This window comes from Kitasatospora sp. NPDC056446 (assembly GCF_042796115.1).
Lineage (GTDB): Bacteria > Actinomycetota > Actinomycetes > Streptomycetales > Streptomycetaceae > Kitasatospora.
Genome location: NZ_JBHTRF010000010.1, coordinates 13,025 through 28,131, shown reverse-complemented (window position 1 = coordinate 28,131; position 15,107 = coordinate 13,025). Strand labels below are relative to the sequence as shown.

Here is a 15,107-nt window from a genome sequence, read left to right as displayed (position 1 = left end):
GTGGGCCCCCGCCCGCAGGTAGGCGGTCGCGTCACCGCACTCGGGCCCGGCCTGGGCCCGGATGAGCTGCTGCGAGGGGTCCGGGACGGGGGCGGCGGCCGGCCTCGGCGGAGGCCGAAGCGGAGACGGAGACGGAGACGGAGACGGAGACGGATCGGGCCGCCGGGACGGCGGCAGTGGTACGGACGGCTCGGCCATGTCGTGTCCCCTCCCGTGAAGTGCGCACCCGAATCAACGAGCCGCTCCACCGTCGGGAGGACGGCCGGGGACCGAGGTTCCCCCGGAGGAGGGAGGCCTACCCTTCACCGGGTTGACGTCCGGGGACGGGCGCGGCGGGACCGTGGAGGGCATGAGAATCGATGAACGCGCCGTACGGGCCGGAGCCGCGTGGACCGCGGTGGCCGCGACCGTGCCGTACCTGACGCTCAAACTGCTGTGGTTGACCGGGCACCCGGTGGGGTCCGACGACCCCGCCGGGTTGGACCGGCTCTGGCTGGTGAACCTGCTCACCTTCGGAATGGACGCGATCGCCGTCGCCCTGGCCCTGGCCTTCGTCCGGCCGTGGGGCCGGCGGGTACCGGCCGGGCTGGTGGCGTTCCCCATGTGGGTGGCGACCGGACTGCTCGGCACCATCCTGGTCGCGCTGCCGGTATTCCTGCTCACCCTCCTGGTGCGGGGGCCCGAGCACGGCGGCGGAAACGACGACCACGGCCTCGGCGGCTGGGTGTTCGCCGTCGTGTACGGCGGCTTCACCGTGCAGGGCCTCGCGCTGATCACCGCCTTCGTCCTGTACGCCCGACGGCGCTGGGCCGGCCTGCTGCGGCAGCGGATCGGCGACCTGCCGCACTCCCCCACGCTGACCGTTCAGCGCGCCCTCGCCTGCGTCGCCGCGCTGCTCGCCGTCGGTGTCGCGGCGGCCCGGGTCTACTGGGCGGCGGGCGGAACGGCCGGGCTGCCGGTCGCGATGGTGGAAGAGGGGAACGGGGGCGTCGCGGTGATGGACGGGGTGACGGCGGTGATGGCGGTGGTCACCGCGGTGGCGCTGCCGGCCCTGGTGTTCCGGTTCGGGCCCCGGCGGCGGCTGCTCGGACCGCTGCTGGCGGTCTGGACGGCGGCCGGTTCGCTGTTCGGCTGGGGTGGCTGGCAGCTGGTGGCCCTCGGGGCGACGGCGGGCCGGGTGACGGACCTGCGGAAGGCGGTGCCCGGGCTGATGCCCCTGGTGGAGACCGGCCAACTGGTCGTCGGGGTGCTGGTCCTGGCCGTCGGCGCGATCGCCCTGACCGAGCACGCCGCGGCCTCGGCGGCCCGGACCGCGGCGGCGGGCCTCCCGACCGGACGCCCCGACGGCCCGCAGCCCGCCGACCGGCGGCCCGACAACCCCCGGCCCGACGACCGGCAGGCCGAAGACCCCCGGCCTAAAAACCGACAGTCGGATGATCGGGCTGACGTAGAGTCACCCCGGTGAACACGGGGGCGGGCACGCGGCTGCGGCGTGCGGTGGCGGCGACGGTCGGGCGGCGGGCCCGGCTGCGCTGGGTGCACCTGGTGCTGGGCGGCGCGCTGCTGATGCCGTACTGGCTGCTGTCGGTGGTGCTGCTCGGAGCGCTCAACCCGGCCCAAGGCCCCTTCCGGCAGATGCTGTGGCAATTCCTCTCGCTGTTCACCTCGCTGCCGATGGCCGCCGTCACCGCGCTGCTGCCGACGGTCCGGGCCCTGGAGGGCGCGGCCGCGCGGGCGCTGTGCTCGGCCGCGCGGCCGGAGGAACTGGCCACCGGGCCGGCCCGTTCGTGGCCCGCCCGCCGGCGCACCGCGCTCTGGTTCGTGCTGCACCTGTTCTTCGGCGGGGTGGTCGCCGGAATGACCCTGGCCGGGACGCCGTTCGCGGTGGCGCTGGCCTTCGGCTACGGCGGGATCCGGGACCTCACCCGGTTCTGGACGGACCACTTCCCCGGCTGGATGATCACCGGCCCCGCCCTTGGCCTCGCCGTCCTGCTGCTGATCGCCCTCACCAACGCCGGCTGCGGCGCGCTGCTCGCCCGCTGGGCGCCCGCCCTGCTCGGCCCGACCCCGGAGGAACGACTGGCCGTCGCCGAGCGGCGGGCCACCGTGCTCGCCCAACGCAACCGGCTGGCGCGCGAGTTGCACGACTCGGTCGGGCACGCGCTCAGCGCGGTCGGCATCCAGGCCTCGGCGGCCGGCCGGGTGCTGCGCACCGACCCGGACTTCGCCGCCGAGGCGTTGCGGGCGATCGAGGAGACCGCGCGGGCGGCCGTCGCCGAACTGGACACCGTGCTCGGCCTGCTGCGCGAGGAGGACCCCGGGACCGCCGGGCCGGCCGGGCCCACCCTCGCCGGACTGGACGACCTGCTGCGCCAGCTCGCCCGCACCGGGGTGACGGTGGACGCCGAACTGGCCCCCGGCCTGGCCGGACTGCCCGCCCCGGTCTCCCGCGAGGCGTACCGGATCGTGCAGGAGGGCCTGACCAATGTGCTGCGGCACGCCGGGCCCGCCCCCGCCGGACTGCGGGTCGGGCTGGCCGGCGGGCGACTGGAGATCGAACTGACCAACCCGCTGGGCCCCGGGCGCCCGAGCCGCCCCGGCGGCGGACGCGGGCTGCGCGGGATCGGGGAGCGCGCGACGGCCCTGCGCGGCGGCAGCACGGCGGGGCCGGACGCGGACGGGACGACGTGGCGGCTGGCCGTCTGGCTGCCGGTGGAAGGGACCGCACGATGAACGACCGGCGCACCGGCGCACGGGACAACCGGCGCACGGGACCACGGGCGGACGGGACCACCGGCAAACGGGACCACGGGCGAACGGGACAACGAGTGGACGGGGAAACGCATGGACGGTGACGGCATCCGCGTGGTGATCGCGGACGACGAGCGGCTGGTCCGCACGGGCCTGCGGGTGGTGATCGACGCCGAGCCGGACCTCACCGTGGTCGGCGAGGCCGCCGACGGGGCCGAGGTCATCCCGCTGGTGCGCGAACTGCGGCCGGACGTGGTGCTGATGGACGTCCGGATGCCCGGCATCGACGGGATCCGGGCCACCGAACAGCTGGTCGGCGGGATGGCCGAGCCGCCGAGGATCCTGGTGGTCACCACCTTCGAGCACGACGACCACGTGTACGACGCGCTGCGCGCGGGCGCGGCCGGGTTCCTGCTCAAGCGGGCCCGGGCGGAGGAGATGGTGCAGGCCGTACGACTGGTCGCGCGCGGGGACTCGCTGCTCTTCCCGGCGGCCGTCCGCGACCTCGCGCTGCGCCACGGCGCGGACCGCCGGCGGGAGGCCGGCGCGGTCGACCGGGGGCCGACCGGGCGGCTGACCGAGCGGGAGGGGCAGGTGCTGCGGCTGATGGCCACCGGGCTGAACAACGGTGAGATCGCAGCCCAGTTGGTGGTGAGCCAGGAGACGGTGAAGACGCACGTCGGCAGCGTCCTCGCCAAGCTCGGCGCGCGGGACCGCACCCAGGCGGTCATCGCGGCGTACGAGTCGGGGTTCGTCCTGCCCGGCTGAACCGACGGGGAGCGGTCGCGAGGGCAGGGCTCCGGGGAGGTCCCGGGGAGGGGCCACCGCCGGAGGTCGCACACGTGTTCCACCTCATCGGTACCAGCGAGTAGAGTGCGAACTTCCCCTTCAGCCGTCCGATACCTCCCGTATCGCCTGGAACGAACTGGTGACCGTATGACAGTCCGGACCCGCCCCGCGCTGTGGTGGCGCATGGGGATCGTCCTCTCGGCGGGCCTCGGCCTGATCCTCGGCGTGGCACCGCTGGTGTACTTCACCGTGCAGAGCAACGTGATCGTGTTCGGCTACTTCATCGGCGCGGTGTACTGGATGGTCAGGCGCGACACCGTGGACGCGCCCGCGCCCCGGCTGCGCGGCGCCGCCACGCTGTACATCCTGATCACCGGGCTGGTCTCGCACATCCTGCTGCAGCACGGCGCCAACCCGCTGCCCGGACTGGTCAGCGGGCCGGACAAGCTGGCGCACTGGTCGTCCTTCTTCCTGCACTACGTGACGCCGGTGATGGTGATCATCGACTGGCTGGTGCTGAAGCCGCGCAACGCGGCGGCCTGGAAGGACGTACCGCTCTGGCTGGCGTTCCCGCTCGGCTACGCGGCGATCGTGCTGGCCCGCAACGCGCTGTTCGACGACTACCCGACGCCCTACCCCTACTTCTTCTTCGACCCGACCACCAAGGGCTACGGCTACGTCTGGGGGCAGATCGCCCAGCTGACCGTCGAGTTCGTGGTGCTCGCCGCCCTCGTCATAGGACTCGACCGGCTCGGGACGCTGGTCGCGGGCAAACTGCGGCCCGCACCTCGGGCGTAGCCCCGCAGCTCAGGCACGCCCGGCCCGGCACGGCACGGCAGGCACAGCCCCGCACACGGCGGTGGCTCCGGAAGCGACACACCGCGTCCGGGGCCACCGCCGACGGGTTTTCACCAGCCGTCAAAACCGTTTGCTGTCGATACCCCCTGGGACCGTTCCGCCCCGGCGCCGGATGGGCCCCGAGGAGGAAACGGATGCGGCGCGCCGGATGACGCCGGGGCGGCGGGGGCGCCCGTAGCGTCGGGAACGGCGGCGGAGGGGTTCCGCGGGGGAAGCCGGAGTTCGGCGGAGGCCGGAGATGACGCACAGGGGAATCGGCAGGACGGCGGCCGCGGTGGTGGCGCTCGCGACCGCGGCGGGGCTGGCGGCACCGGGGGTCGCCGCAGCACAGGGACGGCCGGGGAGCCCGCCGGTCGGGTTCTGGCGGACGGACGGCTACGGCATGGTGATCGCGATCGCCGGGGACCGGCTCACCGCCTACGACGTGACCGAGCACAGCTGCGTGCCCGGCTGGATCACCGCGACCCAGGCCGGCCCGCCCGGTCAGGACGGCACCACCCGCTACACCATGGGCACCAACGCGCTGACGCTCACCCCGAAGGGCCGCGACCGGCTCGTCGACCAGGAGGAGGGCGGGGTCGGCAGCAAGGCGCTCACCCGCCTCGCCGCCCTGCCGGCGCTGTGCGCCGCTCCGGCGTCGAACGACCCGCTCGCGGTCTTCGACCGGTTCTGGGAGACCTTCGAGGAGAACTACCCGTTCTTCGCCGCCAAGGGCATCGACTGGCAGGCCGTCCGGGACGAGCAGCGGCGCAGGATCACCCCGGCGACGACCACCGAGCAGGTGCAGGAGGTCTTCGTCGACATGCTCCGGCCGCTGGGCGACGCGCACACCGGACTGGCCCGGGTGGTCGACGGACAGCCGAAGCCCGTGTTCGGCGGACGGCGGCCCGGCACGACGGAGCGCACCAAGGAACTGACCGCGCAGGCCCGGCAGGCCTCCGCCGCCCAGCTGACCGGCCCGGAGCAGCTCTTCGCCGGCGGCCGGCTCGGCGTGGGGCTGCTCCCCGACGGCATCGGCTACCTCCGGGTGAGCAGCTTCAACAGCTACACCGACGGCGACTACCGCAGCCAGGTCGACGAGCTGGACAAGGCGCTGGACGCCCTGCTGGCCGACCCGGACCGGCTCACCGGCCTGGTCGTCGACGTGCGGCTGAACGGCGGCGGCTCGGACGCGCTCGGACTGCACATCGCCGCCCGGCTCACCGACTGCCCCTACGTCGCCTACCGGAAGGTGGCGCGCAACGACCCGGCCGACCCGACGAAGTTCACCCGGCCCCAGCCGATCACCGTGCGGCCCTCGGCGGGCGGGCACTTCACCGGACCGGTGGCGGTGCTCACCTCCTCGATCTCGGCCAGTGCCGCGGAGACCTTCACCCAGGCCATGATGGGGCGCTCCCCGCACGTGGTCCGGATCGGCGAGAACACCCAGGGCGTCTACTCCGACGTGCTGATGAAGACCCTCTCGCCGGACTTCATGGTCGTCCTGCCGAACGAGAAGTACCTGACCCGGAGCGGCAGCACCTTCGACGGACCGGGCATCCCGCCGGACGTCCGCACCCCGGTGTTCACCCCCGACGAGCTGGCCGGGCTCAAGGACTCCGCCCTGAGCACGGCCCGCCGGGTGCTCACCGACCAGGCCGACCAGACCGACCAGACCGACCAGGCTGCCCGGGGCGACCAGACCGACCGGGGCGACCGATCGGCACAGGCCGACCGGCAGGAGTAGCCCCCCGCCCCCGCCCCTGCCTCCGCCGACGCGGTACCCGCTACATCGGATCCACCGTCCTCAGGTCGCCGTCCAGCTCCAGCCACCTCGTCAGCCCGAGGCCGCGCAGGAACGGCAGGTCGTGGCTGGCCACGATCAGCGCGCCCTGGTAGGCGGCCAGTGCCTCGGTGAGCTGCCGGACGCTGGCGAGGTCCAGGTTGTTGGTCGGCTCGTCGAGCAGCAGCAGCTGCGGCGGCGGGTCGGCCAGCAGCAGGGCGGCCAGTGTCGCCCGGAACCGCTCGCCGCCGGAGAGGGTGGCGGCCGGCTGGTCGGCCCGGGCGCCGCGGAACAGGAAGCGGGCGAGCCGGGCGCGGATCGCGTTGTCCCCGGCGGCCGGGGCGAACCGTTTGACGTTCTCCACGACGGTGAGCCCGTCGTCCAGCAGGTCGAGCCGCTGCGGGAGGTGGCGCAGCGGCACCGGGGTGGTGATCTCTCCTTCCAGTGGGGCGAGTTCGCCCGCGATGGCGCGCAGCAGGGTGGACTTGCCGGCCCCGTTGCGGCCGACCAGGGCGATCCGCTCGGGCCCGCGCAGGTCGAGTTCGGCGGTGCTGCCGTGGGGCAGCCTGACCTTCTGCAGGGTGAGCACGGTGCGCCCGGCCGGGACGGCGGTGCGATGGGGGGACCCCCGGCCGGAGGCTGGGGGAAGGTCGATCCGGATCTCGGCGTCGTCGCGCACGGCCTCCTCGGCCGCGCTGAGCCGTGCCCGGGCCTCCTCCAGCCGCTCGGTGTGCATGCCCTGGAGCCGGCCGGCCGTTTCCTGGCCCTTGCGCTTGAGCATCCCCGCGAAGATGTGCGGGTCGTTGCGGGTGACCGAGCGCTTCTTGCCGTACGCGGCGCTGCGGTCCAGCCGGGTGCGGGCCTCGGCCAGGTCCCGCTTCTGGCGCTGGACGTCGGCCTCGGCGTTGCGCAGCAGCCGCTCGGCCGTCTCCTGCTGGGCCGTGAGGGTGCGCTCGTACTCGGCGAAGTTGCCGCCGTACCAGGTGACTTCGCCGTCCCGGAGGTCGGCGATCTGGTCGACGTGCCGGAGCAGCTCGCGGTCGTGGCTGACGATCAGCATCACGCCCTGCCAGCCGGCCACCGTCTCGTAGAGCCGCTCGCGGGCGGCCCGGTCGAGGTTGTTGGTGGGCTCGTCGAGCAGCAGGACGTCGGGGCGGGCCATCAGCAGGGCGGCCAGCCGCAGCAGCACCGCCTCGCCGCCGGAGAGCTCGCCGGTGGTGCGGTCGAGGCCGAGGCGGCGCAGGCCGAGCCGGTCGAGCGTGGCGCGGGCGCGCTCCTCGACGTCCCAGTCGTCGCCGACGGCGTCGAAGTGGCGCTGGTCGGTGTCGCCGGACTCAATGGCGTGCAGGGCCTCGCGGGCGGCGCGGACGCCGAGCGCCTCGTCCACCCGCAGGGTCGTGTCGAGCGTCAGGCCCTGGGGCAGGTAGCCGAGCTCGCCGTCGACCCGGACGGTGCCACCGGTGGGGGTGAGCTCGCCGGCGATCAGCCGCAGCAGGGTGGACTTGCCCGCGCCGTTGAGCCCGATCAGGCCGGTACGGCCGGGGCCGACGGCGAGGTGGAACCCGTCCAGGACGGGTTTGCCGTCGGGCCACTCGAACGTGAGGTCGGTGCAGAGGACGGCGGTGGTGGGTTGTGCCATGGAGGCCTCCCGGGGTGGTTGCCGAAGGGGTGGTGAGCAACACGGGGAGACACCGCGGGTGCGGAACGGTACGGCCGGAGGGGAGCGAAGGGGTGGCGTCACACGGGGGATCGCCACGGGGCCGTGACTGAGGTCGCACACACGCGCACCACGCGGCAGCGGTGCCTGCGTGGCGGGGCGGTGTCCCGGAACCTCAGTAGAGCAACGGCCTTCTCCTTGTCTGGCTGATGACTCCCACCACGCTAAGGACCTCCCGGAACGCCCGCAACCGGTTTTCCGGGCGGCCCCGGCCGGCACCTCACGCCCGGCCCGGACCGGCCCCGCAAAGGCTCGCGCCGGCCCGCGGCACCCCACCCGGAACCCCCCAACGGGCGCCCGCGCCAAGGCCGCAGGGAGGCCCGGTGCCGATCCGGTGCCGATCCCGTGACAGCCCCGTCCCGGTCGGGGGCGGATGTAAGGAGTTCCTTATCAACATGGCAGACTCCTCACCTGCCATACCTGCGGCCGGTGGGCCGTACCCGAGGATCGGGCCGTATGGCGGTCGTCAAACAGGGGGATTTGAACGCATGTCACCGATATCCCGGCCGAGCCGTGCCGTCCTGGGCGCCTCCGTGGCCGCACTGACCATGGTGGTCGCCACCGCGTGCGGACCGGACAACAGCGACCCGGTCGTGGCCCAGACCTCCGCGCCCACGGTCGCGGCCGACGCCTCCGGGAAGCCCGGCGCGGCCCCGATCAAGCTTCCGACGCTCGAAGAGCTGAAGACCTGGAAGCTGGACGACTGGGACAAGTGGGCCCAGGCGAACGTCGTGCCCCCGGCGGTCAAGGGCTACTGGACCCTGCAGAAGCTGCTGAACGCCAAGCCCAAGCCGCTGCCGCAGGCCCCCGCCCAGGACCCGACGCAGGCGCCGGCGCCGCAGCCGACCAGCGCGGCCCCGGCGCAGCCCACCGCCGCCCAGCCGCCGGCCGGCCCCGACCAGCTGCCCGCCGTGGTCCCGGCGAAGCCCGTGGCGCACCCGTTCCCCAAGAACATGCACGTCAACGGCAAGATCTTCTTCAAGGACGGCAACGAGGACTACGTGTGCTCCGGCACCGTCGTCTCCGACCCGGCCAACCCCGGCAAGAGCAACCTGGTGTGGACCGCGAGCCACTGCCTGCACGGCGGCAAGGGCAACAAGTACTACACCGACATCACCTTCGCCCCGGCCTTCAACAGCAACGGCGTGCTGAGCAACGGCAACAAGCAGAAGTCCAAGCTGGACGACGCGGAGCCGTACGGCGAGTGGGGCGCGACCGCCGGCATGGTCTCGCCGCAGTGGACCGCCGAGGCCGACCCGGAGCACGGCGGCCCGTGGAGCCAGTACGACTTCGGCATCATCAAGGTCGCCAACCCGGACCCGAACGGCAAGTCGCTGGAGGAGACCGTCGGCGGCTCGGTGCCGCTGTGGTTCAACGCCCCGCGCGACCAGCTGGCCTCCGTCGCCAACTACGGCTTCCCGGAGGGCAAGCCCTTCGACGGCGTCGAGCTGGAGCACTGCGACGGCGGCAAGCCGTCCAGGAAGACCGGCGACCCGAGCCGCCCGGCGATGCTGCTGATCGGCTGCAACATGACCGGCGGCAGCAGCGGCGGCGGCTGGTACGCGACCAAGGACGGCAAGCCGGCCCTGGTCAGCGACACCTCGATCGGCAACGGCGCGAACACCTACGAGGCCGGTCCGTACCTGGAGGACGTGGCCCAGCACATGTTCGAGTACTTCTCGAAGAAGGCCAAGTGATCCACGGGGAGTGACCTCCCCCACTGCTCCCCGGGGGCCGCGGCTGCCACAGCCGCGGCCCCCGGGCGTTTCCGGCGCCCGACCGGAACGCCGGGGGCCGGGAACGCCGGGGCCGCCGTGCCCCGTCTTTTCCGGCCCGGGCCCCGCTCCTCCTACAATCGGCCCCATCATGAGCGCGACACTCGTAGTCAAGGACCTCAGCGCCGGCCACGGCGAACGCACCCTCTTCACCGGCCTGGACCTGGTCATCGCCCCCGGCGACGTGATCGGCCTGGTCGGGGTGAACGGCGCCGGCAAGTCGACCCTGCTGCGGCTGCTGGCGGGCCTGGACACCCCCGAGGGCGGCTCGCTGCGGCTGAGCCCGGCCAGTGCCAACATCGGCCACCTCCCCCAGGAGCCGGAGCGCCGCGAGGGCGAGTCGGTCCGGGACTTCCTGGCCCGCCGCACCGGCGTGGCGGACGCCCAGACCGCGCTGGACGAGGCCACCGAGGGCCTGGTCGAGGGCCGGCCGGGCGCCGACGACGCGTACGCGGCGAGCCTGGACCGCTGGCTGGAGCTCGGCGGCGCCGACCTGGAGGAGCGCGCCGAGGAGGTCGCCGACTCGCTCGGCCTGAAGGTCTCCCTGGACCTGCCGATGACGGCGCTCTCCGGCGGCCAGGCCGCCCGGGCCGGCCTGGCCTCGCTGCTGCTCTCCCGCTACGACGTCTTCCTGCTGGACGAGCCCACCAACGACCTCGACCTGGACGGCCTGGAGCGGCTGGAGTCCTTCGTCAAGGGCCTGCGCGCCGGCACCGTGCTGATCAGCCACGACCGCGAGTTCCTGGCCCGCACCGTGACCAAGGTGCTGGAGCTGGACCTGCACCAGCAGCAGGTCAACCTGTACGGCGGCGGCTACGAGGCGTACCTGGAGGAGCGGGCGGTCTCCCGCCGGCACGCCCGGGAGGAGTACGACGAGTACGCCGACACCAAGGCCGGGCTGGAGGCCCGCGCCCGGATGCAGCGCGGCTGGATGGAGCACGGCGTGCGCAACGCCCGCCGCAAGTCCTCCGACAACGACAAGATCGGACGCGCGATGCGCTCCGAGTCCACCGAGAAGCAGGCCTCCAAGGCCCGGCAGACCCAGCGGATGATCGAGCGGCTGGACGTGGTCGAGGAGCCCCGCAAGGAGTGGGAGCTGCGGATGGAGATCGCCGCCGCGCCGCGCTCCGGCTCGGTGGTCGCCACCCTGCGCGGGGCCACCGCCCGGCGCGGCGGCTTCGCCTTCGGCCCGGTGGACCTGCAGATCGACTGGGCCGACCGGGTCGCCATCACCGGGGCCAACGGCGCGGGCAAGTCCACGCTGCTGGCGGCCCTGCTGGGCCGGCTCGAACTCGACGGCGGCAGCGCCTCGTTGGGCTCGGGCGTGGTGGTCGGCGAGGTGGACCAGGCGCGCGGCCTGTTCCTCGGCGGGGAGCCGCTGGCGGACGCCTTCGCCGCCGCCGTCCCGGAGCTGTCGCCGGAGGACGTGCGCACCCTGCTCGCCAAGTTCGGCCTCAAGGCGGTGCACGTGATGCGCCCTGCCGACACCCTCTCCCCCGGCGAGCGCACCCGGGCCGCGCTGGCGCTGCTGCAGGCCCGCGGGGTGAACCTGCTGGTGCTGGACGAGCCCACCAACCACCTGGACCTGCCCGCGATCGAGCAGTTGGAGTCCGCGCTCGGCTCGTACACCGGCACCCTGCTGCTGGTCACCCACGACCGGCGGATGCTGGACACCGTCGCGGTGAACCGGCGGATAGAGGTCCGGGACGGGCGGGTGCACGAGCTGTAGCCGCTGGCCCGACCGGCCCGACCGGCCCGGTGATCGGCCCGGTGATCAGCCCCTCCGGGAATTGGTCTCGACCTCTTCCCGGAGGGGCCGTCATGTGCTGTGCTGTGCGCCATGGTTGACCGTACAGATGTTGACAGCGCGAACGGCGCGAACGGCGCCGTGGCGGAGACGTCCCATCCGACCGTCCCGCTCACCCCCATGACGGTGCCCGCCCACGAGGCCGAGGCCCGCAGCAGGTCCTTCCACGACGTGATGGCGCAGCGCCGGACCGTCCGGGACTACACCACCCGCCCGATCCCCGACGGGGTCGTCGAATGGGCGGTCCGGACCGCGAGCACCGCGCCCAGCGGCGCCCACGTCCAGCCCTGGCGGTTCGTGGTGATCACCGACCCGGAGCGCAAGCGGCGGCTGCGCGAGGCCGCCGAGGCCGAGGAGCGCGAGTTCTACGGCCACCGGGCGTCGGAGGAGTGGCTGGCGGCGCTGGCGCCGATCGGCACCGACTGGCGCAAGCCGTTCCTGGAGGACGCGCCGGCCGTGATCGTGGTGTTCGAGGTGCACAAGGGGCCCGACTCGCCGCGCCCCTACTACACCAAGGAGTCGGTCGGGATCGCCGTCGGCCTGCTGCTGGCCTCGCTGCACCAGGCCGGGCTGGCCACCCTGACCCACACACCGAGCCCGATGAAGTTCCTCAACGAGGTGTGCGACCGCCCGGCCGAGGAGCGCGCGGCGTACGTGATCCCGGTCGGCTACCCGGCCGAGGGCGCGCGCGTACCGGATCTGCGGCGCAAGGAGCTCGACGAGGTGATGGTCCGGCTCTGACCCGCCGGGGCCGTGGCCGCGCACGCCCCGCCGGCGGGGAAATCGCGTGGTGACGGGTCCGGGCCAAGGACATAATCGCCGTCATGAGCCACCCACAGTCATGCTCCTGTGACCGCGTCCCGGCGGCAGGGGCGCGGACGGCGGCGGAGACGGCGACGGACACGCCCCCGGAGTCCTCCGCGGAGGTGACCGCCGGGCGGCCGCCCGAACGGCTGCGGCTGCCCGGCGGCCTCTGGCTGCGCCGCCGCAGCAGCACCCACTCCGCGGCGCTGAACCGGGCCGTCCGCGCCAACCTGGACCACCTGCGGCCCTGGATGGAGTGGGCGGCCGAAGCCCCCAGCCGGGCGCGCACCGCCGAACTCACCCGGGCCGGCTCGGCCGCCTGGGAGGCCGGCACCGACTTCATGTACCTGGCCGGCCTGGACGCCGAGCCCGGCGGTGTGATCGGCGCCTTCGGCCTGCACGGGCGGATCGGCCCGGGCGCGCTGGAGCTCGGCTACTGGGTCGCCGCCGGGCACGTCGGCCGCGGCATCGCCACCGCCGCGACCGGGGCGCTGACCGAGGCCGCCCTGGCCCTGCCCGGGATCACCCGGGTGGAGATCCGCTGCGACCGGGCGAACGCCGCCAGCGCGGCCGTCCCGCGCAAGCTCGGCTACCGGCTGGAACGGATCGCCCCGGCCGCCGTCCGGGCTCCGGCCGAGACCGGGCGGCAGCTGGTGTGGGTGAGGGAGCGGCCCGGGACCGCCGGGACGGGCCGGTAGCGCCCTGCGCGCAGCAGCGGCCCCGGACGGCCGGCAGCGCCCCGGCCGAGACCGGACGGCCGGCAGCGCTCCGGACGGCCGGTAACGCCCGGGGACAGCCGGGGAAACGGCCGGCAGGTCAGTAGCGCCCGCCGGTCGGCGCCGGCAGCGCGTCCAGCTCGGCGAGGTCGGCGGCCGAGAGCACGACCCCGGCCGCGCCCACGTTGTCCGCCAGGTAGCGCGGCGTGCGGGTGCCCGGGATCGGGAAGACGTACCGCCCCTGCGCCAGCACCCAGGCCAGCGCCACCTGCGCGGGCGTGGCGCCGACCCGCTCGGCGACCGCGCGGACCTTCCCGACCAGGTCCAGGTTCGCCTTCAGCGCGTCCTGCTGGAAGCGCGGCAGCCGGCGGCGGAAGTCGTCGGCGGGCAGCTCGTCGAAGGAGGCGATGCTGCCGGTCAGAAAGCCCCGGCCGAGCGGCGAGAACGGCAGCAGCGCGATGCCCTGCTCCTCCGTGTAAGGCAGCACCTCGGCCAGCGCGTCCCGGGTCCACAGCGACAGCTCGTTCTGCACGGAGGCCACCGGGTGCACCGCCTGCGCCCGCTCGATCTCCGCCACGGTCACCTCGGAGAGGCCGATGCTCCGGGCCTTGCCCGCCGCGACGACCTCGGCGAACGCGCCCCAGGTCTCCTCGATCGGGACCTCCGGGTCGACCCGGTGCAGCTGGTAGAGGTCGACGTGGTCGGTGCCCAGGCGACGCAGGCTCTCGTCGATCGAGCGGCGCACGTGCTCGGGCCGGCCGTTGCACTCCTGCTGGCCCCCGCCGCCCGGGACGATGCCCACCTTGGTGGCCAGGAAGGCGCGCTCCCGGTACGGGCCGGCCAGGGCCGCGCCGACGACCTCCTCGTTGGTGTAAGGGCCGTACATGTCGGCGGTGTCGATCAGGCCGACGCCGAGGTCCAGGGCCTGCCGGATCACCCGGACGGAGTTCTCGTCGTCCCGGCTCCGCACGTCGTAGGCCCAGGTCATACCCATGCAGCCGAGGCCGACGACGCCGATCTCGGGGCCGCTCGTACCGAACGGGGCGTTGCGCATGGTGGTGCTCCCATCGTGGTGTCCGTGGTGGTGCTTGATCGACTCCCTCAGCTTCCCCCTTGGAGTGCACTCAAGGTCAAGCCCGTTCGGGTCAAGCCCGTTCGGGCCGAGCCGGTTCGGGCCGAGCCCGTTCGGTTCGTATGGTCATCGGCCTGCCGCAGGGGTGCAGCCGGGGCGTGCGCTTCCGGTCTCACCACCGGGCCGCAGGACCCGGCCGTCGGCCCGTCGGCCCCGGCCCCGGGCCTTCCTCCCGGCCACCCCCGGTACCCCTCGTCAAACCGGCGCGCGAGAGCACACCCACGGACCTCCGCACCCCCGGACGCCGACCGTCCGGTCTTGGCAGGGCTCACCGGGACGGTCGACGCTCTGCACACAGCCGATCATCGGCTCTTCGGTCCAACGGACCGTCGGCCCACGGCTCGTCAGTCCACAGCCCATCGGGGAGGAACCCATGCAGCTCTCGCGCACCCGCGTCATCGCCGCCACCCTGCTCGCGGCCACCGCCGCCGCCACCGCGCTCGCCGTCCCGGCCCAGGCCGCCGGCGGCAACCGCGCCCTCAGCCGCTTCGACGACGGCAGCTTCGAGTCGCCCAAGGTCGCGGCGAACTCCTTCACCGAGTACAACGCCGGTCAGGTGATCGGCCCGTGGCGGGTCGTCAGCGGCAGCGTCGACCTGATCGGCGCGGGCTTCTGGCAGGCCGCCGAGGGCGACCAGTCGGTGGACCTCAACGGCGCCGACAGCGGCACCATCGCCCAGACCTTCGCCACCGTCCCCGGCACCACCTACTCGGTGACGTACGCGCTGGCCGGGAACCCGGCGGGCGGTCCCGTCCTGCGGACCGGCCGGGTGCGGATCGACGGCCAGAACTTCCAGGACTTCACCTTCGACATCACCGGCAAGACGATGGCCGCGATGGGCTACGTGGGGCGGCAGTTCAGCTTCGTCGCACAGAACTCCGGCACCACGCTGAGCTTCGTCAGCACCGTGGCCGGGCCGTACGGTCCGGTGATCGACAACGTGCAGGTCAAGGAGTGCAAGCCGTGCTGCGACTGAGCCCCCGGAGCCCCGCCCGC

12 protein-coding genes are annotated in these 15,107 nt (G+C 73.9%); 10 read left to right on the top strand and 2 right to left on the bottom strand.

What is annotated here, in order from left to right:
* Positions 1 to 349 precede the first annotated feature (349 nt).
* The 5 genes from ACFQ6N_RS09335 to ACFQ6N_RS09315 all read left to right on the top strand — a co-directional run bounded on the left by ACFQ6N_RS09335 (position 350) and on the right by ACFQ6N_RS09315 (position 6,124).
* Complete coding sequence (locus ACFQ6N_RS09335) at positions 350 to 1,465, top strand: hypothetical protein (RefSeq protein ID WP_380648019.1); 1,116 nt, start codon at positions 350 to 352, stop codon at positions 1,463 to 1,465.
* Positions 1,462 to 2,733 carry a sensor histidine kinase gene (locus tag ACFQ6N_RS09330; RefSeq protein ID WP_380648017.1) on the top strand — a complete coding sequence of 424 codons (1,272 nt, stop codon included), beginning with the start codon at positions 1,462 to 1,464 and terminating at the stop codon, positions 2,731 to 2,733. The genes ACFQ6N_RS09335 and ACFQ6N_RS09330 overlap by 4 nt, the downstream gene beginning before the upstream one ends.
* A 111-nt stretch (positions 2,734 to 2,844) precedes the next feature.
* Positions 2,845 to 3,519: a response regulator gene (locus ACFQ6N_RS09325; RefSeq protein WP_380648015.1), complete on the top strand. Its 675-nt coding sequence runs from the start codon at positions 2,845 to 2,847 to the stop codon at positions 3,517 to 3,519.
* Positions 3,520 to 3,687: 168 nt separating this feature from the next.
* A complete protein-coding gene (locus tag ACFQ6N_RS09320; RefSeq protein ID WP_380648014.1) occupies positions 3,688 to 4,338 on the top strand; it encodes a Pr6Pr family membrane protein in 651 nt (216 codons plus the stop codon).
* Positions 4,339 to 4,636: 298 nt separating this feature from the next.
* Complete coding sequence (locus ACFQ6N_RS09315; RefSeq protein ID WP_380648013.1) at positions 4,637 to 6,124, top strand: S41 family peptidase; 1,488 nt, start codon at positions 4,637 to 4,639, stop codon at positions 6,122 to 6,124.
* A gap of 40 nt (positions 6,125 to 6,164) precedes the next feature.
* On the opposite strand, the gene ACFQ6N_RS09310 is transcribed toward ACFQ6N_RS09315, so the two are convergent.
* Entirely contained in the window at positions 6,165 to 7,799 is a 1,635-nt protein-coding gene (locus ACFQ6N_RS09310) for an ABC-F family ATP-binding cassette domain-containing protein (RefSeq protein WP_380648012.1), read from the bottom strand.
* Between the two features lie 566 nt (positions 7,800 to 8,365).
* Here ACFQ6N_RS09310 and ACFQ6N_RS09305 point away from each other — a divergent pair.
* From ACFQ6N_RS09305 to ACFQ6N_RS09290, 4 genes are all read left to right on the top strand, one after another.
* On the top strand, positions 8,366 to 9,574 hold the full coding sequence (locus tag ACFQ6N_RS09305; RefSeq protein ID WP_380648010.1) for a hypothetical protein: 1,209 nt from the start codon (positions 8,366 to 8,368) through the stop codon (positions 9,572 to 9,574).
* A gap of 169 nt (positions 9,575 to 9,743) precedes the next feature.
* On the top strand, positions 9,744 to 11,381 hold the full coding sequence (locus ACFQ6N_RS09300) for an ABC-F family ATP-binding cassette domain-containing protein (protein ID WP_380648009.1): 1,638 nt from the start codon (positions 9,744 to 9,746) through the stop codon (positions 11,379 to 11,381).
* Positions 11,382 to 11,579: 198 nt separating this feature from the next.
* Positions 11,580 to 12,200, top strand: coding sequence for a nitroreductase family protein (locus tag ACFQ6N_RS09295; RefSeq protein WP_380648230.1), 621 nt, complete (start codon positions 11,580 to 11,582; stop codon positions 12,198 to 12,200).
* 83 nt (positions 12,201 to 12,283) lie between these two features.
* Complete coding sequence (locus tag ACFQ6N_RS09290) at positions 12,284 to 12,961, top strand: GNAT family N-acetyltransferase (protein ID WP_380648008.1); 678 nt, start codon at positions 12,284 to 12,286, stop codon at positions 12,959 to 12,961.
* Between the two features lie 118 nt (positions 12,962 to 13,079).
* Here the strand turns inward: ACFQ6N_RS09290 and ACFQ6N_RS09285 are convergent, their stop codons facing one another.
* On the bottom strand, positions 13,080 to 14,033 hold the full coding sequence (locus ACFQ6N_RS09285) for an aldo/keto reductase (RefSeq protein WP_380648006.1): 954 nt from the start codon (positions 14,031 to 14,033) through the stop codon (positions 13,080 to 13,082).
* Between the two features lie 451 nt (positions 14,034 to 14,484).
* Between ACFQ6N_RS09285 and ACFQ6N_RS09280 the strand changes: the two genes are divergently transcribed.
* Positions 14,485 to 15,087 (top strand): choice-of-anchor C family protein, encoded by a 603-nt coding sequence (locus ACFQ6N_RS09280; protein WP_380648005.1) that lies wholly within the window; start codon positions 14,485 to 14,487, stop codon positions 15,085 to 15,087.
* Positions 15,088 to 15,107 lie beyond the last annotated feature (20 nt).

What these genes read in the sequence shown, in the direction of transcription:
- ACFQ6N_RS09335 (WP_380648019.1), top strand. Translation starts at nt 350, where the DNA reads ATGAGAATCGATGAACGCGCCGTACGGGCCGGAGCCGCGTGGACCGCG.
- ACFQ6N_RS09325 (WP_380648015.1), top strand. Translation starts at nt 2,845, where the DNA reads ATGGACGGTGACGGCATCCGCGTGGTGATCGCGGACGACGAGCGGCTG.
- ACFQ6N_RS09320 (WP_380648014.1), top strand. Translation starts at nt 3,688, where the DNA reads ATGACAGTCCGGACCCGCCCCGCGCTGTGGTGGCGCATGGGGATCGTC.
- ACFQ6N_RS09315 (WP_380648013.1), top strand. Translation starts at nt 4,637, where the DNA reads ATGACGCACAGGGGAATCGGCAGGACGGCGGCCGCGGTGGTGGCGCTC.
- ACFQ6N_RS09310 (WP_380648012.1), bottom strand. Translation starts at nt 7,799, where the DNA reads ATGGCACAACCCACCACCGCCGTCCTCTGCACCGACCTCACGTTCGAG.
- ACFQ6N_RS09305 (WP_380648010.1), top strand. Translation starts at nt 8,366, where the DNA reads ATGTCACCGATATCCCGGCCGAGCCGTGCCGTCCTGGGCGCCTCCGTG.
- ACFQ6N_RS09300 (WP_380648009.1), top strand. Translation starts at nt 9,744, where the DNA reads ATGAGCGCGACACTCGTAGTCAAGGACCTCAGCGCCGGCCACGGCGAA.
- ACFQ6N_RS09295 (WP_380648230.1), top strand. Translation starts at nt 11,580, where the DNA reads ATGACGGTGCCCGCCCACGAGGCCGAGGCCCGCAGCAGGTCCTTCCAC.
- ACFQ6N_RS09290 (WP_380648008.1), top strand. Translation starts at nt 12,284, where the DNA reads ATGAGCCACCCACAGTCATGCTCCTGTGACCGCGTCCCGGCGGCAGGG.
- ACFQ6N_RS09285 (WP_380648006.1), bottom strand. Translation starts at nt 14,033, where the DNA reads ATGCGCAACGCCCCGTTCGGTACGAGCGGCCCCGAGATCGGCGTCGTC.
- ACFQ6N_RS09280 (WP_380648005.1), top strand. Translation starts at nt 14,485, where the DNA reads ATGCAGCTCTCGCGCACCCGCGTCATCGCCGCCACCCTGCTCGCGGCC.